Origin of the sequence: Granulicella aggregans (assembly GCF_025685565.1) — a bacterium.
GTDB classification, from domain to species: Bacteria; Acidobacteriota; Terriglobia; order Terriglobales; family Acidobacteriaceae; genus Edaphobacter; species Edaphobacter aggregans_B.
The window spans coordinates 1,021,357-1,044,288 of sequence record NZ_JAGSYE010000001.1 but is presented as its reverse complement, the minus strand read 5'-3'; the positions used below and the strand labels follow the sequence as shown (position 1 = coordinate 1,044,288).

Genomic DNA, 22,932 nt, shown 5'->3' with positions numbered 1-22,932 from the left:
TAAATAAGGTGGAACGTGACCCTGACCCCACCCGTGTTCCCGCCCAGTCCGCGGGGCCGCGCCCTATGTGGCTTGTGCTATCCTTCCTTCGATTTCTAGAAAACTTTGAATTCCTCTCTCGATCCGTTCAAGCCTTGCCGGATCGCTTGCCGGAGCCTTTGGCTCAAACTGCTCTCAAACCCAGAGTTCATTGCAGGATTCTTCATGACTTCCTTTTTTTCGCGTCTTCCTGGCTTTGTATCGGCCCAGCGTCCTCTCTTCCGCTCTACTCTTTGCCCCTCTACTTCGTACGGTGATTCGCATGGCGTTACCCGTACCCGCCGTTTTGGCCCATTGTGGCTTCAGGTAGGTCTGCTGCTCGCCGCTCCTGCCCTCTTGCACGCTCAGTCCCGGACCACCACCTCGGCAGCTCTCACGGTGAGCGCGTCAGGCGCTCCCGCAAGCACGATTACTTTGGGCAGCACCTTGACCCTGAGCGCGACGGTCACCGCAGCCAACTCGGCTCTTACCCACGGCCAGATAAACTTTTGCGATGCCGGCGCAAAGTCATGCTCCGACATTCATCTGCTGGGCGTCGCTTCTTTGACCTCGACAGGCAAAGCCACGCTGACCATCCGTCCCGGCATCGGCAGCCACAGCTATAAAGCCATCTTCGCTGGAACCAGCTCATACGCCGGAAGCACGTCCGCGACAGCGAGTGTCCAGGTAACTGGGACTACGCCGATCTACGCGACGACCACCGCGATCGGACGTAGCGGGACCTTCGGCAACTACACCCTTACCGGGACGGTGACGGAGGCTGGGGGCACGATTGCGCCAACCGGCCAGATCTCGTTCCTGGACGCTTCGAACAACAACAAAAGTCTGGCCGCGTCCACGCTCGGTGCGGCGGTCGCCAGCGTCGCCTGGCCCACGACGAATACCGTAGCGCTTGACCGGATCTCCAACTGGGTCTCGATAGGAGACTTCAACGGCGACGGCATTCCCGACTTCGCGACAGTCGCAGGAGCACCCGGAACCCGCATCAGCATCTACCTAGGCAAGGCGGATGGCAGCTATACACGCGCTCCCGACCCTTACGCGCCAGGATATCTGGACGGCCCGATCGCGGTCGGCGATGTGAACGGAGATGGGAATCAGGACCTGATCGTCGTGGACGGCGACGCCAACGTAATTCGCGTGTTGCTGGGCAACGGAGATGGAACGTTCACCGCCTCCGCATCGACACCGACGACTCCGGCGCAGCCACTCGGCGTCGCAATCGCGGACCTGGATGGTGATGGAAATCAGGACCTTGTCATCGGAAGCGGGTCGTCGTCAAGCCTGACGGTGTTCCTGGGCAACGGAGATGGAACCTTCACGCAGACGCAGACCAGCCCCACTGCGAGTGTCTCTTCGGGTATTGTCGTCGTGGCCGATCTCAATAAAGATGGCATTCCTGACCTCGCTGCGCTCGCCCTCAATGGAACGAGCGTATCCGTTTTACTTGGTAAAGGAGACGGAAGCTTTGCTGCGTCAACCATGGTGCAGACCAGCCAGCAGACCACCTCGCTACTCGTCGCAGACGTGAACGGAGATGGTCTAGCCGACCTCGTAGTATCGGAGCGAGCCTCCTCAAGCACGAGTTCCGTCCTTGAGGTCTTCACGGGAAATGGGGACGGCACATTCTCCACTCCCACCAGCACAGCGCTCAATGCGACGTCACCTTCCATTCAGGCCGGTGACTTCAACGGCGACGGAGTGGTAGATGTCGCCCTATTCGATACTTCGACTCAGACATTCAGCGTGCTGCTCAATAATGGCTCGGCGAAGTTTACGACCGTGACGGACGCGATCCCTACGGAAGCAGGATATTCGCCCGTCAACTTCGCGATCGCAGATCTGGACGGAGACGGTCGCGCCGACCTGATGATCGGCGGTGCCTTCAACGAGAACATGCAGATCTACCTGACGCGTCCTACGGAGACCGCGAGTGCCAGCGCAAGCATAAACGTCAGCGGTGTGGGAACCCATCTTGTAGAAGCAAGCTACTCAGGAGACAGCGCGTACGGAGCGAGCATCTCGCCGACGACTTCACTCTATGGAGTTCCTCCTGCCACTACCACAAGCCTGGTTCTCACCTCCGGATCGTCCGTGGTCAGCAGCGTAAACGCAGGTACCGTGGTGACGCTGACGGCAACAGTGAGCGCCGGAACTTCTCCGCAGACCATCGGCCAGGTGAGTTTTTGTGATGGAGCTACGCAGTGTAGCGATATTCACCTGTTGGCCACGGAGTCATTGGGCGCAAACGGCACGGCGACGTACAAGTTCATCCCCGGCCCCGGCGCGCATTCGTTCCGCGCCCTCTTCCTGGCAGACGGCTATGGAGTCATGAGCTCGTCTCCCGTCGCCGCTCTGACCGTCGGTGCTCCCGTTGCGCCGAAGTACACGGACTCTGTCAGCCTCAGCTATGGCCAATCAAACACAGGTTACAACCTGATAGCGACGGTACAGGGGATAGGAGGAACAGCACCCCCAACGGGGCAAGTGAACTTCCTCGACACGAGTTTTGGCAACAAGTCGCTGGGATCAGCGACGCTGGGCAGCAGTACGCCTGGATTGGGATTCACCTCTTCGCAGACGGCTCTGGCCAGCAGCAACCCAGTCACAGAAGCTACCGGCGACTTTGATGGAGACGGTATTCCCGATCTTGCCGTCCTGAGTTGCGAGAACTATGGACAGACCTGCGACTACACCATCTTCCTTGGCAAAGGGGACGGTACCTTCAAGCCAGGCAGCCAGGAGATCTCGATCCCCGGAAGCAACTCCGGGAGCAACTTCGTTGGAATATACGCTGGCGACTTCAACGGCGATGGCAAGCTCGACCTCCTGCTTCGCTCCTACGACTATTCCTTCAACAGCAGCGTCATCACGTTGCTGGGAAATGGCAGTGGCACTTTCACCGCCTCGGCAACATCAGTGGTTTCTACTCCTGTCAGTGAAGGTGGAGACGTTGTTCCGGGGTCGCTCACGTTCGCCGACTTCAACGGAGACGGGAAGCTCGATCTCGCCATTGTCGGAGACTCGGTAAATGGTGGTGTATCGATCGCTCTCGGCAAAGGGGACGGCACCTTCACACTCTCTCCAAATGAACTCGATCCGGCCCAGGCTTATGGGCTGATCGTGAGCGGAGACTTCAACGGAGACGGAATTCCCGACCTGATCGCGACAACCTACTTTTCATCGACAAGCGTTCTGTATCTGGGAGTAGGTGACGGAAACTTCGTGCGATCGGCCAACTCCTTGTCGATCGCGCTATTCACGAAGTCGATGGTCGTTGGCGACTTCAATGGAGACGGGAAGCTCGACCTGGCGGTCGGAGAATCGAACGGGATTTCAATCTTTCTGGGGGCAGGAGATGGAAGCTTCACCCAGGCCAGCGGAAGCCCGATCTCCGGCGTGGCAACCTACATTGCCGCAGGGGACTTCAACGGCGATGGGAAGGTGGATCTGGTAGGCACTGACCCGAACTCCGCCCAGGCTACGCTCTTCCTCGGAGGAGGCGACGGTACCTTCAGTGCGTCCACACCCGTTACACCCGTCGGCAATCCTTCTTCCTACCAGGGACCGCAGGCAACGGTGGCGGCGGACTTCAACGGAGACGGCGTAACCGACCTGGCGGTCCTGCTTGGCTACACGCCGCAGGTGACGACCCTACTGACGGCTCCCTCAGAGACCGCTACAGCGTCCATCAACAATGTCCTACCCGTAGGAGCTGGGAACCACAACGTCGTGGCCAGCTACACCGGCGATGCGAACTATCCGTCCTCTACCTCGGCGCCGGTAACGCTCGCCGCAATTCTGGCTACGGTAACTGCCACGCCGGCAAGTGGAAGCTACAGCTCAGCGCAAACCGTCACCCTGAGCGAGGCATTGCCCGGCGCGACGATCTACTACGCAGCTTATGGACCGGTGATGACCCACGGGTTTGTGCCCTACACCGGACCAATCTCACTGAACCTCGGCGGAAGCGAGACGATCGAGGCGTATGCCACCGAGACCGGCTACCAACAGAGCAACTACACGGTTGCCAACTACACTCTGAACTTCCCGACAGCGCCGACGCCCGTCATCTCTCCGGCAGCAGGGAGCTTCGCTTCGACGCAGACCGTCACGATCACGGACACGGCAACCAATGCCGCAATCTACTACACCACCGATGGAAGCTACCCTTCCCTCAACTCAACCTTGTACACGGGACCGCTAACCGTATCGGCCTCAGAGATCGTCAGTGCGATCGCGATCGCGCCTGGATATAGCCAAAGCCTTTATGCTTCCTCGCAGTTTGAAATCGATTCGGCGCAAAGCTCGTTTATCTACACCGTCGCGGGAAGCGGTGCCTACGGCTATGAAGGGGATGGCGGAGCCGCTACGGAGGCGACTCTCACCTATGTCACTAGCGTTGCGGTGGACAGCGGAGGGAACGTCTTCATCGCCGACCAGAACAACAACGCGGTACGCCGAGTCGACGCGAAGACCGGAGTTCTTACAACCGTGGCAGGCACCGGACAGGCAGGCTACAGCGGCGACAGTGGAACCGCTACCAGTGCACTACTAAACAATCCCACTGCACTTGCCTTCGACGCCGCGGACAATCTTTACGTCGCCGATTCGAACAACAATGCGGTGCGTAGGGTCGATGCAAAGACTGGCACGATCACGACGGTCGCTGGAAATGGAACCGCAACTCCCGATACTGGCTCAGGAGCCGCCACAAGTCTGGGCCTATACTATCCGTCAGCGATTGCGACGGACTCGTCCGGCAACCTCTACATCGGGACGAACGGCCTGGTCCGCAAGGTGACGGCTGCGACCGGAGTGATTGCGACCTATGCTGGTGGTGAGAACAGTTACAGCTCAAACGGCGACGGCGGTCCCGCAACGAGCGCGACCTTTGGTTCCGTGCAGAGCCTGGCACTCGACAGCACAGGGAACCTCTACATCGCTGATCCTTCCAAGTCGCTCATCCGCAAGGTCACAGCGGCAACGGGGATCATCACAACGGTCGCCGGAAGCACGACCGCGACGGCAATCGGAGATGGCGGCCCTGCGACCAGCGCGCAGTTGATCCAACCGGACTCAGTAGCAGTGGATCGCAACGGAAACCTGTTCATCGCCGACACCGGCAACGGGATCATTCGCGAAGTGACCGGGGCGACGGGAGTCATCCGGACCGTCGTGGGCCATGCGGGCACAGCATGCCTCGGGGTGAGTGGCGACGGGAGCCCGGCGCTTTCAGCTACACTCTGCGGTCCATGGGGCATTGCTCTGAATGAGGCGGGCGACATCTACATCGCAGATACCTACAGCTATCGCGTTCGCAAAGCCACAGCATCGGCGACGCCGCCTACCCAGGCGGCCGCAACGCCATCTTTCAGTCTGGCGACTGGCACCTACGTCCAGGGACAAACCTTGACGATCTCTGACGCCACACCAGGGGCGGCGATCTACGTCACCATCAACGGGGCTTCACCCACCACGCTCGGCCTGGGTTATCGAACGCCGATCACCATCTCAGGATCAGGAACGGTGCAGGCAATCGCTGTCGCGCCAGGCTTCTTGCCGAGTGCTCCAGTCTCGGCGACTTACACCATCTCCACACCACCCAATAGCATTTTGAGCGTTGTGGCTGGGACGGGAAATTACGGCCCATACAGCACCGGCGGAGCGGCGACCAGCACGAACCTGGCGAACCTCACCGGTGTCGCGGTCGATACGCACGGAAACCAGTTTCTCGCAGACTACTCGGATGGCGTCATCTGGAAGGTCTCCGCAGATACAGGGCTCATTCAGATATTCGCAGGCACGTATGGGCTCACGATCCCCGGCGGAGGCGACGGCGGACCGGCTACCTCGGCTACGTTGAATTACCCCGAATTTGTCGCATGTGACGGAATCGGAAATGTCTACATCTCGGAGACCGGCTCTGGAAGGGTGCGAAAGGTAGACGCGAAGTCAGGGATCATCACAACGGTCGCGGGAGATGGCTTTTATAGCCCGGGTTCCGGAGATGGCGGTCCAGCGACATCCGCCACAATCGTAGATCCGGGGCCGCTGACCTTGGACACAGCAGGCAATCTTTATGTTGCTGACCTGGATACGAATGTGGTGCGGAAGGTAGACGCGAAGTCCGGCATCATCAGTACGGTCGCGGGCAATAGCAAATACGGATACTCCGGCGACGGGGGGCCGGCTACGTCGGCGACGTTCAAGCAGATGTACGGGCTCGCCGTGGATGGACAGGGCAATCTCTATATCGCCGACACATACAACGGCCGGATCCGTTACGTGGATGCCTCGACGGGCATCGTCTCGACGATCGCGGGGGGCGGCTTGTTCGGATCGAGCGGCGACGGAGGGCCTCCGACGCAGGCGCACATCTACCCATTCGGGCTTGCGCTCGACCCTTCCGGCAACCTCTACTTCGGGAATGAGCTGAATACCGTTCGCAAACTCCCTGCGGGAGGCGGCGCGATCACAACTGTAGCCGGCACGGGCTACAACGGTTCAGGCGGTGTCGGATCTTCGGCGACCATGGCCAATCTCTGCGGCCCGCAGGGGATCGCGACTGACTCCTCTGGAAGCCTGTACATCGCGGAATACTGCAACTATCGCGTAAGCAAGATCACGTTTCCCACCGCTGCGGCAACTCCGGTCTTCACTCCCGCAGCGGGCACGTATACAGCCGCACAAACGGTCACCATCAGCGATGCAACCGCTGGAGCGACCATCTACTACACATCCGACGGCAGTACGCCGACCACTGCCTCCACAACCTATACCGGAGCGATCACGGTCAGCTCGACCCAGACTCTGAAGGCGATTGCGGTCGCGACCGGATACACGGTCAGCGGTGTCGCATCCTCCGCGTACACCATCAACATCCCCCTGACTCCGGCACTGGCTCTGGCTTCATCCGATAACCCTGCGCTCCTGGGAGATGCGGTCACCTTCACGGCGACGGTGAGTTCGACGTCCGGCACTCCCACAGGCTCGGTGAGCTTCCTTGATGGAACGACGACGCTTGGCGCCGCTACGCTAAGCGGAGGTTCCGCGGTTCTGACGACTGCGTCGCTGACCGCCGGATCGCATTCGATCACAGCGGTCTACTCCGGGGATTCCGCGTTCGCGACCGCAACCAGCGCGGCTCTGACACAGGTGGTCAACAGCACTGCCATCGGTATTCCGAGCGGCGGGTCCTCCACGGCGACGGTCACCGCCGGTGGCACTGCAACCTACATGCTGCAGGCGACGCCGCCAGGCACAGGCCCGAGCCTCACCTTCGCGATTACCGGGCTGCCCAGTGGAGCGACGGCGACCTTCTCGCCATCGACTGTTGCGGCCGGCTCCGGTACGACGAACGTGACCCTGACCATCGCCGTTCCTACGACTGCGCAGGACCGTCCATTCCAGGGACCGTTCGGGCCTGCTTCAGCTCCGATCGCTCTGGGCATGCTGCTCCTGCCCTTCTCGAAGCGGACCCGAAGGGCTTCAAAGCGGTGGTTGCTCCTGTTGATTGCGGTTTCGGCTTTGGCCGCAGGAGCGACTGGCTGTAGCAGCGGTGGTGGTGGCGGCGGCGGCACCGCGCCCGCGGAAAGAACCTACAACCTCACCGTAACCGCCAGCGCCGGAAGCTTCAGCCAGTCCACATCGCTTACGCTCAACGTGAAGTGACGGTCTGGAGCAGATTCAGCTCCTGCTTGCCCCATCACCCCAGCGCTAACTTCCAATAAGAAGCCCACGAACCAGGACCATCGGCTCGTGGGCTTCTTGTTCTTGCATCGCGCTCGCAGAGGACTGTAAATCCCGGAGACCTGACCTTCTATCTAAGGCGTCATCGGCAGATCCATAGTCGGGTTCTTGATCAGGAACTGATACGGCATCAACGTAAATGTATGCCACATCGTCGGCATCTGCGGCCAGTCCTCAGGTCGCGGCACATGATGAAAACCCATCGTGTACCACGCCACGATATCCGTGTTCATGATGTTCCGGTTCTGCTTCGTCCACGCTGGAAGGCTGTCTTCTCCCTTGCTCCCCATCGTGTATACACCCGCGACATACCGCTCGTTCGGGTCGTACGGCGTCACCCACAGGTTATGCGCGGAGAACCCAGCCCGCTTCTGCGGCCACTCCTCCGCCGGCAGAATGCTGATCCCCGTCTCGCCCGGCATGATCGCATAGCTGGTCAACTGCCCCAGCTTGTTCTTCACGCCCTCGTTCGCAAACCGCCACATCGCTGGGTGATCCACCGACACGTTGTACTTCGCTTCGCCCTCGGTCTTCGCCATCTCCGGCATCATCGCCCAGATCCACTTCCGCCCCTGCGCCGTATCCGGCAGCTTGTACGGCACCAGTTTGTCCACCATCAGCGAGTTATTCGGCCCATCCACATCGAGATCCAGCCGGTAGCTGAAGAAGTGGTCATGGTCCACCGCCGAGATTCCCGGCGCGATCAACTGCCCAAACTCCACCCGCTTACCCTCCGGCGTCTTGCCCACCATCGCGGCAGATAAATCCCCATCCGCCGTCTGGTCCTTCACCGCCTTCACTTCAAGAATGCCCGTCGCTCCCAGCCCCACCGTGATCGACCCATCCTGCGCAAACCTCCAGTCGAAGATGTAGTCATAGTTACCCACCGTCGCAACCGTCCTGAAGATCAACTCCCGCGTAGGCCTTCCCGAGATCGCCGAGGTCGACCCATCCCAGTGCCGCCACATCGGATCGCCCGTCACCCGTTCGAACAGGCAAGCAAGCTGCGGCCGGACATAAGGCGTCCCATCGTCGCGAAAGAACGTCCCGCTATAAAACGTCGCATAGTCCGGACAGTCCACACCGACCTGCAACGGCTTGATAATCCCACCCGATCCCGTATTCGCGAAGAACTCCCCACCATCCAGAAACACATGCGAGTTCCATCCCTCATCCGGATCCTGGTAGGGCACATACATCTCCGAGAGTGACCCCTCATACAGCACCGACCGCGGCTTGCCGCCATCGTTATAGCTCACCAGGTTAATCACCGGCCCCACGCGAGGGTCGAGCCGGAAGCGGAAGTGCCACTTCTGCCAGTCCACCTCGCCATTCTCGACCGTATAGCTCGGGCCCTCCGGCTCCAGCGTGAGGATCGGCTTCGTCCCCGGCATCGCCTTGCCGCCGTCCGCGTCATAGATGCTCGTCGAAGGCGGCATCGGCACCGCGCCGTTATCGGAGAACCGCGTGATCTTCTTCTCCTTTAGGTCCATCACGTAGAAGATGCCCGCAATCCGCCGGTCCCACCGGTACAGCGAGTCCATCTCATCGCTGCACTCGCCCCACCCAATCCGTCTGCCATCCGTCTGCTCCGGCAGCCCCACATAGCCCGCCGGAATCACGCCACAATGCACCGTCCGCAGATCGGTAATGCCCCGCGCCTTCAGCGCCGCAATCACGCGCGGATCTTTCTTGATCTCCTCATCGAAGCTGCGCGACTCCGTCGTCGACATCGGCGCCTGCTCCTTCGTCAGCTCCGTATACGACTCCAGCTTGTTCGCCGAAATATCCACCACCGCCGCATACGACTTGCTCTCCGTCAGCAGCACTACATCGACCTTGCGCACGATCGGATCGCCCGGCTTCCACGCAAGCACCACGGACTTCACCGGCTCTTCAAGCAGGACGCTCGCAAACAACGTCTTCGGAGCAAGCTTCCCCGCCGCCTGCAACACCTTGTACGCCTTCCAGTACTCGTCAGGCGTCAGCGCATCCAGCGGATGATGCACCTCCGGTTGCAGGGCGAAACAGCTCGGCACGGCGATCAGCAGCAACGCGATCGAAAAGAGTCGTCGGCAAAGAGACATACGGGACCTCGGCGGAAGAAATCCGCGTGGTTGAGAGGAGTTGGAATTGGAAAGCGTCGGTTACGCCACTATACAACTCTGTGCCCCATTCGCCCCCGCATTGTGCCCCATTTATCGCGGCACGATCGCGATGAGTGGGACAGCCACCGACGCGTGCGCGATGCAGACAACGGCTGCCGGGTGCCCACATCTCGCTTCTGAGATGTGGGATAGCAACTCATACCTGGGCCCTCCCCCACCTACAGAAACGGCATCTCGACCGAAGCATCGCAGCCTTATCGCGATGCGAAGTGGAGAGACCCCCGCATTTCGTTTCTGTCCTTGCCTTTACTCTCCGTCAGCGAAGTCCCCATGCCCCACCGACACCCGCTCATCGAAGATGTAGCACTCCCCATCCCACTTGCTCGCCTCCACCGGCACCTCTTCGAGGTACTTCAGAATCCCGCCCTTCAGATGAAAGACCTCCGGAAACCCCTGCTGCAGCATATACGCCGAGGCCTTCTCGCACCGAATCCCGCCCGTACAAAACATCGCCACCCGACGATGCCTCTCCGGATCGAGCTGCTCCTTCACGTACGTCGCGAAGTCCGAAAACGTCTCGAGCGGAGGCTTCACCGCTCCGGCAAAGCTTCCCATCTCCGACTCATACGTATTTCGCGTATCCAGCACCAGCACTTCGGGGTCAGCCAGCAGCGCGTTCCACTCCTTCGCCTCGACATACTTCCCCGGCCGCGCCGGATCGACCTCCGCACCGCGAAAGGTAATAATCTCGCGCTTCAGCTTGAACTTCAGACGCCGAAAAGGCGGCGTCTCCGCCGTCGAAAACTTCACCTCGCCCCGCTCAAGCCCGACTCGCTCGCCCAGCAGACTCAGCAGCCGATCAATCGTCTCCGCCGATCCAGCCATCGTCCCATTCACACCCTCGGGCGCGATCAGCGTCGTCCCCAGCAGGTCGCTCCCCACGAACGCCGCACGCAAGTCCTCGCGCAAACCCGCAGGATCAGCCAGCGGCAGAAACCGATAGTAAGCAGCAACGGTGTACATACTCTTCTAGTTTAGAGAAATTCGAGCGCCAGCGAGAGCTTTCACTCCCCATTGAAGCGATCCCGGCCCGCCAGTGCTATCAAGAATTGTGCGATCAGCTCTCTTCCTTTCCCTTCTGCTCTCCGGCGTTGCGTCCGCCCAAACCATCTCCGCGCCCACGGTCACCGGAGCTCTCAACTTCCGCGACCTCGGCGGCATTCGCACCTCCGACGGCCGCACCGTCCGCAACGGCATGATCTATCGCTCCGGCGAACTAAGCCATCTCACGAGTCCAGACTTCGACGCCCTCGCACCCCTGCACATCCACTACGTCTTCGATCTCCGCACCGACGCCGAACGCGCCGCCGCTCCCACGCACTGGACGATCGCCCAGCCCACGCTAATTCCCATCTCGGTAGGCTTCCCCGCGACGGAAGCCCCGTCAAGCTCCATGCGGCGAATCTTCGCGAACGGCACCGGCTCAGACCAGGTGAAGGACGGCATGAAGGCCATCACCATCCAGATCGCCCTCGACGGAGCCCCCGAGATCGGCACCATCCTCCACGACCTTGCTACCGGCGACGAACCTGCAATCATCCACTGCACCGCCGGCAAGGATCGCACCGGCATCGTCTCGGCAGTCCTCCTCCGCGTCCTCGGCGTTCCCCAGGCCACCGTCGAAGCCGACTACCTCCGCAGCAACGACGCCGTCCCCGCCCAGATGGCCCGACTCCATGCAGCCGCTACGACCACGGCCACAAACGCTGCCGCAGCAAGTCCACTGGCCGGTCTTCCGCCCGACTCAATCAAAGTCCTCATGGGCGTCGACCCCAACTATCTCTCGGCGGCCTTCGCCGCCATCGACACCCGCTACGGCTCCTTCGACAACTACGTCTCCCAAGGCCTCAAACTCAGCCCATCCAACATCCAAAGCCTGCGCGACAAGCTCTTAGACCCAGCGAAATAGGAACCAACCAACGTAGTGCGTCAGAGATCCCGACCGGCCTCAACAGCTCGGGTGCCCCATCCATCCTCGCGTCGTTTGCGAGGATGGGTGGGACGTATGCGGATCGTATAACCGCCGTTCTGCAGAACGCACAACCCTAACTCTTAGCCTTTGGCGGCGCAATCAGTGCCGCCCGAATCTGTCCCAGCTGCGCGAACATATCGTGGATCAGGTAGATCTCCCGGTCCCGCGTCCAAGCCTGGTCAGACTCCGCATCATAGTTCACCGGCAGCGGCAACCCCTCCATCACCCACGCGTCCATCCCCCTAGCCCGCGAGGTCTCGACGCATCGCTTCGAATGATCGTGATGCCCGATCACGCACACCCGCCCTAGCTTCTTCGCGTCGCCGCCCACCATCGTCACGATCGCCTCGGCCACGCCGTCCGTGCTCAGGTACTTGACGGAACCATCGGCAGCAACGACCGGGTTGATGGCCACCACTCTACCAATCCCGTCGCGTCCGGCAAGAAAGCTCGCAATCTCCCACTGCGCATAGATCGTAGCCGCTCTACTCCTCCGTTGCGCCTCAACCACCGCCTTAGCCAACGTCTCGTTCATCGGGCCCGGCAAAGGTCTCGTCGTCCCCGAAGCCGCAGGACGATTGCCAAAGCTATACGCCACAATCGTTTGAAATCCCGCAGCCGGCTGCCAAGGCGCATCCCAGGTGAACCCCACATCCAGAAGTACGGGCGCGAGCTTGGCCGCCACCTTCGGATCGTCAAGCGCCGTCGCCAGCGCCTCCTGAAGCTGAGCCGGAAAGTTAGTTGGCAAAGGAACGGCGTCGGCCGCACGCGCCGCAGGCAGCAGCGCCGCAGCAATGCCCGTTTGCAGAAAAGATCGACGTCCAGTCATAACTGAATTATGGCCGCGCCGCATCAACACAAGTTGACAGAAGCCGGTCATCATCGGCCAAAAACAAAACCGCCCACCATCGATCTCTCGATAGTCAGGCGGTTCTTGTCCTACCCCTACGAAACGTCATCTCGACCGAAGCCACGCGGCCTTATCGCGTGGCGCAGTGGAGAGACCCCCGCATTTGCTTTGTTCTTACTTCAACCAGCAGTCCTTACGCTACCGCGACAGCCTCGGTCTCGCTGTCCTCAGCCTTCACCGTCACCTTGATGTGGCTGGTGACTTCGCGGTGCAGCTTGATCGGCACATGGTACTCGCCGAGCGACTTCAGCGGCTCTTCCAGCGAGATCTTACGACGATCGATGGTGTAGCCCTGCAGTTCGAGCTGGTGAGCGATATCGCCCGACGTAACCGAACCGAAGAGGTGATCGTTCTCGCCCGTCTTGCGCTCGAACGTGAGCTCAACCTGCGAGAGGGTCTTGGCCAGCTCTTCAGCCGACGCCTTCTCTTTGGCAGACTTACGGATAGCCGAGCCCTTCATCTGTTCGATGACGGCGCGGTTGGCAAGCGTCGCCTCGATGGCGAGCTTCCCGGGAAGGAGGTAGTTGCGCCCGTAGCCGTCGGCAACCTTGACGACATCGCCACGGTGGCCCAGCTTGTTGACGTCTTCTTTCAGAATGACTTCCATTGCAATTCTCCGAATGTCGATTACTGCGGAATAGATCCGCGAATGAGTTGTCCGTCAGGTTCCGCTTAGAAGCGCGCGGCGAAGGCCAGCAGGGCAATGTTGCGCGACTGCTTGATAGCGAGCGAGAGGCGGCGCTGGTGGCGCGTGCAAACGCCGCTCAGACGGCGCGGAATGATCTTGCCGCGCTCGGCCACGAAGCCCTGAAGCAGGCGAACGTCGCGGTAGCTGATCGAGTCGATCTTCTCCGTGCAGAACTTGCAGACCTTCTTGCGGCGGAAGAACTTACGACCGCCAGGGCCGCCTGCGCCAGGAGCGCCCGCAGGACGCGGAGGACGGGGACCGCCGGGACCGGCATACGCCGGACGGGGGCTGGGAGTGTGCTCGCTCGCTGCTGCGGGAGCGGTATTCGGGGTGCTGGTTTCGTCAGCCATGGTGATATCCCTTTCGGATGGTGGAGTGCCGCCGGGCCGACCCAGACTCGCAATGGAGTCTCTGAACGTCCTCACATCTTGCATGAGAGACGGAATCGGTGGAAGCAGGGTGGAAACTCATGTGCCGGGCTGCGCAGGCGCGGTCCAGCGAAGAAATCGCAATCTACCGGAGGCAGATTTAGACTGCGGCGACAGGCTCTGCAGCAGCCGGGGCCTCTTCAACCACCGGAGCAGCAACTGCCGGAGCAGCCGCAACCGGAGCTTGGGGCTGGAACTGCGCGGGCTGTGCGCTGCGCTTCACCTTGGTGTCGCGGATCGCCTTCACCTTCGCCAGACGCTTCTCTTCTTCGTCCATGCGCACGGTAATGAACTTGATGACCTGCTCGGTCACGCGGAGACGGCGCTCGATCTCGGTGATCAGCTTGCCTTCGGCGGCGATGTTCAGCAGCACGTAGAAGCCGTCGTTGAACTTGCGGACGGTATAGGCGAGACGGCGGCGGCCCATCTTCTCAACGGACTTCACTTCGCCGCCACCCGAGGTGACGTTTCCGGAGAATCCTTCGATCAGCTTGTCCAGGTCGGCTTCTTCAACGTCCGGACGGACGATGAACATGATTTCGTAGGTACGATTCATTCGTTTACTTCTTTCTGCGAAGTTCTGCTTCGCACCGCGCATGCGTATCGTCTGCACACGACGGTTTGGAAATATCCTGCCTCTACTGCCACTTCTTCCGAACCGATATACGAACCGTCATCTTGACCGAAGCCACGCGGTATTATCGCGTGGCGCAGTGGAGAGACCCCCGCATTTCGCTTTTATCCCCGGACACCCAAACCGCCCGGGTGCCCCATCCATAACGGCGGTTTCATCGCCGGAATGGGTGGGACGTAAAACTCTACCCCGCATTGCCATTGAACGCGCTCATCGCGGGTCCCGCGCCACGGGTCAAAATTGTCTCGACCGCCTTCGTGACCCGGTCGAGCACCTGATCCAGCACCACAAGCTCCTGCTTGCGGAACGGTGACAGCAGGTAGTCCTTCCCGCCTGCCTTCACCTCGCGTCCACTCTCGAGCGGCGGTTTCCCGACCCCGATCCGTATCCGCGTCCACTCCTCCGTGCCCAGCACCCCGGAGATCGACTTCACCCCGTTGTGCCCTCCCGCCGATCCACGCTCGCGGATGCGAATCGTGCCCAGCGGAATGGCCAGCTCGTCGTAGAGAACAACCATGTCCTCTGCCATCCGCTCCGGCCCAATCTCCAACTCCCGCAACAAAGCGGCCACTGAAAGCCCGCTCAGGTTCATAAACGTCTCCGGCTTGGCCAGCAGGACCTCTTGCCCTGCAAACCTGGCCTTTGCCGTCAGAGCCCTGCCCCGCCGGTTGGCAATCGTCACGCCGCAATCCTCTGCGATGCGATCGACCGCCAGAAACCCGGCGTTGTGCGGTGTGAACTGATACTCGATACCGGGGTTGCCGAGACCGACAATCAGCTTCACGTCCTAATTCCTCACTGCACTTCAAAATCAAAACCCTGGTACATCTTGTGCCCCATTCATCGCAGCCGTATCGCGATGAGTGGGTCCGCCACAAACCCAACCTTTGTCATCCTTCGACGATCCGGGGTCTCCGACGAGCGCTTTTTTGCTCGTTGGGGTGGGAAGTCGGAGGACCTGCTTTCTTTCCTCGCGCCACTTGATACCGGGTGCCCCATCCATCGCAGCGTCCGGGGTCCCCGGCGAACGCTCTTGGTTCGCTGGGGTGGCAGAGCGATGGATGGGACGTAAAACGCTAACCCAGTAGAACCGGCACCGCCTACTTCTTCTTCGCGTCCGCAGCCGGCGCAGCCGCAGCAGGAGCGTCCGTCTTACCCTTCTTCGCAACTTCCGGCTCAGCTGCCGCAACCGGCTCAGCCACTGCCTCTTCCTTCGTCGCCACAACGTGGGCGACAGTCGCGTTCTCTTCGCCGAGATACTTGATGCTGCCCGAGTGCGGCAGGTCCGACAGATGGATCACGCCGTAGAGCTCAAGCCCGGTCACATCGATATCGAGGTGGCTCGGAATGTCGTTCGGGAGGCACTCGATCTCGACCTCGCGCATGACATGCTCGAGAACGCCGCCCTGAGCCTTCACCCCCACCGGGATACCAACCAGAACCACAGGGACCGAAACCCGCATCGCCTTGTTCATCGCAATACGCTTCAGGTCGATGTGCAGCAGCTTGCCCTTGATGGGCTCGTTCTGCCAGTCCACGATCATCGCCTTAACCGGCGACGCACCTTCAACGTTCAGGTCGAAGATGGTGTTGTGTCCAGACTCGGAGTGCAGAATCTTGGTGATGACCTTGGGGTCAACCGTGACCGCAACGGCATCCTGTCCCGCGCCATAAACCACTGCGGGAATCTTGCCGGCTACACGAACGCGGCGAGCTGCATTTTTGTTGAACTTACCTTCGCGCGGAGTTGCGACGACAGCATCAAAAGTGGGGTTTGCCATGATGTTTCATTCCTTTCGGGCACGGAGTTGAGCTCCGCTCCCTTTGCTCATTTGCTACGAGCTCTTTCCTCGCGGCTGTTACAAAACTTTGCAGTTCTGCGTTTAGTTGAACAGCGTACTGACGCTGGTCTCCATGTGAATGCTCTCGATCGCCCGGCCCAGAAGCCCCGCAACCGAAAGCACCTTGATCTTCGACACCTTCTGCGCATCCTCGCGCAGCGGAATCGTATTCGTCACGACCACTTCCTTCAGCCGTGATGCTGCAATGCGCTCTACCGCCGGGCCCGAAAGCACGGCATGGCTTGCGCACGCATAAACCTCTTCAGCACCCTGCGCCAGCAACGCATCGGCAGTCTTCACCAGCGTTCCAGCCGTGTCGATAATGTCGTCGAGGATCAGGCAGGTTCGCCCGCGTACATCGCCGATCACATTCATCACTTCCGTAACGTTGATGTCCGTCCGCCGCTTATCGACAATGGCGAGCGGAACATCCAGCTTCTTCGCGAAGAAGCGCGCGCGTTCTACGCCTCCCGCATCCGGTGAGACCACGGTCAGGTTCGGCAGCTTCATGTCCCGGAAGTAGCTCACCAGCACCGGGCTGGCGAATAAATGATCGACCGGGATATTGAAGAAGCCCTGAATCTGCGCCGCATGCAAATCAACCAGCAAAGCCCGATTAGCACCAGCCGTCGTCAGCAGATCGGCCACCAGCTTGGAGGTGATCGCGACACGCGGCCGGTCCTTACGGTCCTGCCGTGCATAGCCGTAGTACGGAATCACCACCGTGATCCTGCCAGCCGAAGCGCGCTTCAGCGCGTCCATCATGATCAGCAGTTCAAGCAGATGCTGGTCCACGGGAAAACACGTGGGCTGAATCAGGAAGACGTCCGCACCGCGGACGTTTTCTAAAAGTTGAAAGTGGACCTCGCCATCCGAGAAGCGCTGCAGCCGAGTCTCGCCCAGCGGAACGCCGACAAACTTGCAGACTTCCTCTGCAAGCTCCCGGTTCGAGGTTCCTGAAAAGATCTTGAAGCGCCTGTCCTCGCCCAGCTTCCCGGTCTTTTTCTTCTCGGGGCTGGACGCGACCAGTCTTTGTCCACTAAGGGAAGACGCGCCTGACGCACTCGGCGTCGCTGCAGGCAAAGAGCTCGTTTCTATCTCTTCTGCCTGCGCTGAAATAGGGGAAAGAACCGCAGTCGTGTCTTGGTTATTCACGTGAAACCCTCCAGGCTGGTTGACCTTGGTAGTTCCTGCTGCTTGGTCTGTTCATGCAGCCTTCTTGCGGCTGCACACTTCATTACAAAAGAGAGACTTCTGTTGCGATGAGACTCTTGTTGCGAAAGTGAGACTTGTGGCCCTTCAAACTTCGGTACATCCGCCAGCGTTGTTCTCGCCGGCCAAAAACCTGTTCAACCTCTGCGGCATGTTGCTGCCGTGAAACGGTCCCTAAGTGTTGCCCGCCCGCAAGACGCCTCAATCAAGAGGCCCGGCGGTCGATAGTTTGGTTGGGCGACTAGGATTCGAACCTAGATAAAGAGCTTCAAAGGCTCCGGACCTACCATTGATCGATCGCCCAATAACTTCCTGAACAGCTGCTTTCAGAAAATCACCCTGCGAACATTGTGCGCCAGTAAGCCGTTCGGGGCAAGGTGTGAGTGATCACCGCCTTGCATCCTAGAGCCTGCACGCGTTGTTGAGCCGCGATGGCATCCGCTATGGACCGGTAAAGCCCAAACAACGCGGAGCCTGAACCCGAGAGCGCCGCGTACAACGCGGATTCGCCTTTCTGGGTACCCATCAATTGACGCTTGATTTCACGCAGGGAGGGGTGGATCGGAAAGACGACCTTTTCGAAGTCGTTTTCTATCCCGGTGCGGACAAGCGCGAGAAGGGTATTCTCGGCAAGATCTGTTTGCAATTGGCCTATAGATTGATCGAACTCGCCCGCTTTTTTCTCGAGGCGACCCTGAAGCTCTATTCCATCTTCAAGGGATTGTGTTCCAGGCTTGCAAAAGATACCGGATGTGCCAGGCTCGGCATATGTAGACGCCAGAGCGCAACTCAACTCGTTTAGATTATCGCGAGCTGTGGAGATTGTCAACTGGTCCCAATCCCGAAAAGCCTGCGGCGTCGAAACCCCCACATCCGGTAGCGCCATCACGCAGATCGTCTCCGGCAAATCCGGCAGCGGAAACACCTGCTCCCCACGCCCGAGCCCCAGCACCGATCCCCCCAACAGAAACAGCGGCACGTCCGAACCCACTTCTGCCGCCAACTCCATCCGCTGCGGCCCCGGCAGCGCCAGCTCCAACTCCTTCTCCAACCCCATCAAAGCCGCTGCCGCGTTCGCCGAACCCGCACCCATCCCACCCTGCACCGGCAGGTTCTTCTGGATCCGAATCTTCACCGCAGCGGTCACACCCATCCGCTCCAAACACCGCTCGACCATCTTCCACGCCGTATTCCGGTTGTCTCCCGGCACCCACGGATGGTTCGAAGTCAGCACAAGCGACGTCTCCGCCGCACGCTCCGCCGACACCGTCACCACATCATGCAGCGCCAGCGTCTGGTACATCGTCGTCAGACCATGAAACCCATCCGCCCGCGCCGGCCCAATCGCCAGCCCTAAATTGATCTTCGAAAACGAGCGAACGTGCGTTGCCATATCTCCATCAGTCTACCTAGTCTCTGACAGGAGTTCGCATAACTTACATTTCGTCATTCTGAGCCGAAGGCGAAGAAACACCGCATTTCGTCCTTACTGTTGCCTGTTCTTCTCGCTCCGCGTGACCAAATCGCGAAACCTATGCCGCGAATTCCTCCATGACCACCGCCTCAGTAGATGTGAAAGCTCACCTCCACATTCAGCTCCACCGTCACTGGCTTGCCGTTCTCCATCGCCGGCTTGAACCGGAACTGCCTCACTGCGTCGATCGCCTTCTCATCCAGCCCCATGCCTAGCCCCTGCAACACCCGAACATGCGTCGGCCTGCCACTCTGATCGACCCATAGATTCACCAACACACTCCCGCTCAGCTTCGCCCGCCTTGCCTCGTCAGAGAACTCCGGATCGACGCTGTAAATCTCCACCGGAGCGCTGACGCTACCCCCAACCTGCTTCACCCCTCCGCCCGTATTGCCTCCCGAGCCCGGTCCCATCCCATTGCCGATCCCGCTCCCCAATCCATCTCCCCTCCCACTCCCCATCGAAACGCCAATCATCGGAGCATTCGCCATCCCAACGTCGGGCATGTTGGCGGACATCTTCAGCCTGGGATCGACATCGATCGTCGGTTCCACTGCCAGCTTCGGTGCGAGCACCGCTACCTTCGGCGCGAGAGTCTGCTCAGGACTGAACTTTGGCGGCGCGCCCTTGCTCACCGGAGCAACTCCCGTCTGCCCGCCGCCCCCACCCATCGCAAGCCGCTTCGGCAACGCCATCGGAGGCGGCGTATCGAGCGTCACAACCGGTGCCTCCTTTCCCGGATCGACAAACCGCATGCTTCGCGCCATCGAGAACGTAACCAGTAGGATCGCCGCCGCATGAGCCCCCACCGCGAGCCACGCAGAAGCTACATTCCTCCTCTCCCGAGGAACCTCAAACAACCCAGCCCCGGAACGGGTGCCCCGCGTCTCGATCTTGAGACGTGGGATCTCAACCTCCGCCATCCGCAGTCGCAGCAGCACCTTCCCCTTGAGCCCATCACCCACCTCCGGATTCGCCATCGTCCCCAGAACCTCATCAAGCAGCATCTCGAACTCCCCTCTCTCGCCCTGCATCAACTCGTCCGTCATCGCCGCACCTCCTTCGCGCCTTGATACCGGCGCTTCAACTCTTCCCTGGCCCGCATCAACCGAGTCCGAACCGTCCCCTCCGGCACCTCGATCACCTCTGCGATCTCCCGCGAGTTCAGCTCCTCGATCGCACTCAGCACCAGTACCCGCCGCAACTCCTCCGGCAGAGCTTCAATCATCCTTCGCAGCAGCGCGGACTGAGCTTCCCGAACAGCCGTCGACTCCGGCGAAGCCGCACCGCTGGCGAACTCCTCATCCGCCTCAATCGGCCTTTCTGCCTTCTTCGGCATCCGGTCCAGCGCCACCCGCCAAACCGTCCGCGCCAGGAACGCCTTCTCGTCCTCCATCCGCCGCCACGCGTCCCCGCGATACAGCTTCAGGAAAGCCTCCTGCACCGCGTCCTCGGCATCCTGAGCATTCCGCAGCAGCGAGAAAGCCACCCGGAACATCACCCGCGAATGCCGCTCCACCAGCCCCGCAAACGTAGCCTCCCGCTCCGCAGCAGGAAGATCGCTGGATGCGTCAGGCGAGCCCTTGACCAGCTCTCCGTTCAGACCGAACCCGGCACTCACGATCGACGACGGCAACATCAGCAAGACTCCTCTTCACCCTCTAAGACCGGCTCCGCCGCCAAAGTGTTCATTTCTTTTTGCAAAGCCGCCAGGTTACCTGTTCCCGGCCGCGAATCAGCCGGACCTATAACCGGACCGCAAGCGCCGACTTAAACCAGGAGCGTACCGCGCACTGGTAACCGGTCTTCGCCACGGCATCGCCTGGAGAAATGCCGCCAATCGCGGAAAATTCACCGTCCCTCAAAAGTGGACTTGACACGCGCACGTACAATTGGCGTTACCCCAGATCCCACAAGTAATCGAGGCCCGTAACCAATGATCCGTAGACTTCTTGTCCTTCCCCTCGCCGGCTCCCTCATCCTCAGCGGTTGTGGCACCGGCCTCCCCGCCGGTCCGGGCGCTCCCCTCCCCACCATCACGCCTACCACCAGCGACAAGGTCATCAAGCACGTCGTCGTCATCTTCGGCGAGAACGTCTCCTTCGACCACTACTTCGCCACCTACCCCACGGCCCTCAATCAGCCGCACGACACCTCCGTCTTCGCCCCTTTCGGCAACACCCCCGTCCCCTCGAACCTCGCCTCCAAAGGCCTGCTCACGGACAACCCGAACCTCAGCGTCCTCAACGGTAGCGGCGCGACCGACCCCTTCCGCCTCGACCCCGTACAGGCCGCCACCGGCGACCAGGCCCACGACTACACCCGCGAGCAGGTCGCCTTCAACAGCGGCAAGATGGACCTCTTCCCCTCCACCATAGGCGTCGCCGAAAGCCAGTCCCTCGCCGCCGCCACCTCCGCGCCGCCCGCTGTCGTCACCTCGGGCCTCACCATGGGCTACTACGACGGCAACACCGTCACTGCCATCTGGAACTACGCCCAGCACTACGCCCTCAACGACCACTCCTTCGCCACCACCTTTGGCCCGTCCACCCCCGGAGCCCTCAACCTCATCTCCGGCCAGACCAACGGCGTCACCAACGCCACCGCTCCCGGCACCGCAGTCGTCGCCGACGGCAGCGGCGGCCTCACCGCCATCGGTGACATCGACCCCGCCGGCGACGTCTGCTCCTCCACCACCTCCAGCATCAGCATGTCCGGCAAGAACATCGGCGACCTCCTCAACACCGCCAAGATCACCTGGGGCTACTTCCAGGGCGGCTTCGATCTCTCCGTCACCAACGCCGACGGCTCGACCAACTGCGCCCGCACCTCCACCTCCACCGTGACCAAGATCAAGAAGGCGGACTACGTCCCCAACCACCAGCCCTTCCAGTACTACGCCTCCACCGCGAACCCGAACCATCTCCGTCCCACAGCGGCGATCGGAACGAGTGATCAGGCCAACCACCAGTACGACATTCACGACTTCACCGACGCCCTCGCCGCCGGAAGCCTGCCCGCCGTAAGCTTCCTCAAGGCTCCCGCCTACCAGGACGGCAACGCCGGCTACTCCGACCCGCTCGACGAGCAGACCTTCATCGTCAACATCGTCAATGCCGTCGAGCAGTCCTCTTCCTGGGACTCGACCGCCATCATCCTCTCCTGGGGCGACGCCGACGGCTGGTACGATCACGCCTCGCGCCTGGTCAACGGCTCCGCCACCACCGCCGACGCCATCAACGGCAACGGCGTCTGCATCAGCACCGCAAGCGCCGCGAACGCCCTCGCCGGCGTAGCGTCTTCCAACCTCCACGCCCAGGGCCGTTGCGGCTACGGCCCCCGCCTGCCCCTGCTCGTCATCTCATCCTGGGCAAAGAAGAACGCCCTTGACAGCACCATCACCGACCAGACCTCTATCACCCGATTCATCGAGGACACCTTCCTCTCCTCAACCAGAATCGGCGGAGGCTCCTTCGACAGCATCGCCGGCCCCATCACCAACATGTTCGACTTCTCGAACGGAGCCGTCATCCCCAACCCCAACGTAGTCCTGCTCGACCCCAAGACCGGTCTGGTCACCAGCAAAAACTAACAGTAGGAACCAAGCGGGTGCCCCCCTATCTGGCAGCTTCATCGCCGGATAGGGGATCAGCGCCACAAGTGCAGGTGCCCCACCCATGGCTCGCCTTTGGCCATGGGTGGGGCCGCCACCGATTTCTCCCCGTCATTCTGAGCCGAAGGCGAAAAATCCCCGCATTTCGCCTTTGCTCTCACCCACCCAAAAGAACGTCATCTCGACCGGAGCGCAGCGCAG

The 22,932-nt window shown here is 60.8% G+C and carries 15 protein-coding genes and 1 tRNA gene; 3 read left to right on the top strand and 13 right to left on the bottom strand.

Going from position 1 to position 22,932, the window contains the following annotated elements; genetic code table 11:
- Positions 1–204: 204 nt before the first annotated feature.
- Positions 205–7,713 (top strand): FG-GAP-like repeat-containing protein, encoded by a 7,509-nt coding sequence (locus OHL18_RS04270; RefSeq protein WP_263373586.1) that lies wholly within the window; start codon positions 205–207, stop codon positions 7,711–7,713.
- A gap of 152 nt (positions 7,714–7,865) precedes the next feature.
- On the opposite strand, the gene OHL18_RS04265 is transcribed toward OHL18_RS04270, so the two are convergent.
- Entirely contained in the window at positions 7,866–9,878 is a 2,013-nt protein-coding gene (locus tag OHL18_RS04265) for a copper amine oxidase (RefSeq protein ID WP_263373585.1), read from the bottom strand.
- Positions 9,879–10,205: 327 nt separating this feature from the next.
- A complete protein-coding gene (gene trhO, locus OHL18_RS04260) occupies positions 10,206–10,922 on the bottom strand; it encodes an oxygen-dependent tRNA uridine(34) hydroxylase TrhO (protein WP_263373584.1) in 717 nt (238 codons plus the stop codon).
- An 88-nt stretch (positions 10,923–11,010) separates the two neighbouring features.
- Between trhO and OHL18_RS04255 the strand changes: the two genes are divergently transcribed.
- Complete coding sequence (locus OHL18_RS04255) at positions 11,011–11,868, top strand: tyrosine-protein phosphatase (protein WP_263373583.1); 858 nt, start codon at positions 11,011–11,013, stop codon at positions 11,866–11,868.
- Between the two features lie 136 nt (positions 11,869–12,004).
- Here OHL18_RS04255 and OHL18_RS04250 read toward each other — a convergent pair whose 3' ends face one another.
- The 11 genes from OHL18_RS04250 to OHL18_RS04200 form a co-directional block, all read right to left on the bottom strand.
- Positions 12,005–12,760 (bottom strand): hypothetical protein, encoded by a 756-nt coding sequence (locus tag OHL18_RS04250; protein ID WP_263373582.1) that lies wholly within the window; start codon positions 12,758–12,760, stop codon positions 12,005–12,007.
- 214 nt (positions 12,761–12,974) lie between these two features.
- Positions 12,975–13,448, bottom strand: a complete 474-nt coding sequence (gene rplI / locus OHL18_RS04245) for a 50S ribosomal protein L9 (RefSeq protein ID WP_263373581.1) — start codon at positions 13,446–13,448, stop codon at positions 12,975–12,977.
- A gap of 65 nt (positions 13,449–13,513) precedes the next feature.
- Positions 13,514–13,879: a 30S ribosomal protein S18 gene (gene rpsR / locus OHL18_RS04240; protein WP_184215940.1), complete on the bottom strand. Its 366-nt coding sequence runs from the start codon at positions 13,877–13,879 to the stop codon at positions 13,514–13,516.
- Between the two features lie 178 nt (positions 13,880–14,057).
- The gene (gene rpsF, locus OHL18_RS04235; RefSeq protein WP_263373580.1) at positions 14,058–14,513 is read right to left on the bottom strand and encodes a 30S ribosomal protein S6; all 456 of its coding nucleotides are present in this window, start codon (positions 14,511–14,513) and stop codon (positions 14,058–14,060) included.
- 262 nt (positions 14,514–14,775) lie between these two features.
- Positions 14,776–15,375 (bottom strand): aminoacyl-tRNA hydrolase, encoded by a 600-nt coding sequence (pth, locus tag OHL18_RS04230; protein ID WP_263373579.1) that lies wholly within the window; start codon positions 15,373–15,375, stop codon positions 14,776–14,778.
- A 316-nt stretch (positions 15,376–15,691) separates the two neighbouring features.
- Positions 15,692–16,372, bottom strand: a complete 681-nt coding sequence (locus tag OHL18_RS04225; RefSeq protein WP_263373578.1) for a 50S ribosomal protein L25 — start codon at positions 16,370–16,372, stop codon at positions 15,692–15,694.
- Positions 16,373–16,474: 102 nt separating this feature from the next.
- A complete protein-coding gene (locus tag OHL18_RS04220; protein ID WP_449727814.1) occupies positions 16,475–17,587 on the bottom strand; it encodes a ribose-phosphate diphosphokinase in 1,113 nt (370 codons plus the stop codon).
- Between the two features lie 287 nt (positions 17,588–17,874).
- Positions 17,875–17,948: transfer RNA gene (locus OHL18_RS04215), tRNA-Gln, on the bottom strand.
- A 30-nt stretch (positions 17,949–17,978) separates the two neighbouring features.
- Positions 17,979–19,037, bottom strand: coding sequence for a 4-(cytidine 5'-diphospho)-2-C-methyl-D-erythritol kinase (locus tag OHL18_RS04210; protein WP_263373577.1), 1,059 nt, complete (start codon positions 19,035–19,037; stop codon positions 17,979–17,981).
- A 170-nt stretch (positions 19,038–19,207) separates the two neighbouring features.
- Positions 19,208–20,167 (bottom strand): energy transducer TonB, encoded by a 960-nt coding sequence (locus tag OHL18_RS04205; RefSeq protein ID WP_263373576.1) that lies wholly within the window; start codon positions 20,165–20,167, stop codon positions 19,208–19,210.
- Entirely contained in the window at positions 20,164–20,757 is a 594-nt protein-coding gene (locus OHL18_RS04200; RefSeq protein WP_263374587.1) for an RNA polymerase sigma factor, read from the bottom strand. The genes OHL18_RS04205 and OHL18_RS04200 overlap by 4 nt, the downstream gene beginning before the upstream one ends.
- A gap of 297 nt (positions 20,758–21,054) precedes the next feature.
- On the opposite strand from OHL18_RS04200, the gene OHL18_RS04195 reads away from it, so the two are divergent.
- The gene (locus OHL18_RS04195) at positions 21,055–22,710 is read left to right on the top strand and encodes a phospholipase C (protein ID WP_263373575.1); all 1,656 of its coding nucleotides are present in this window, start codon (positions 21,055–21,057) and stop codon (positions 22,708–22,710) included.
- The last annotated feature ends 222 nt before the right edge of the window (positions 22,711–22,932 follow it).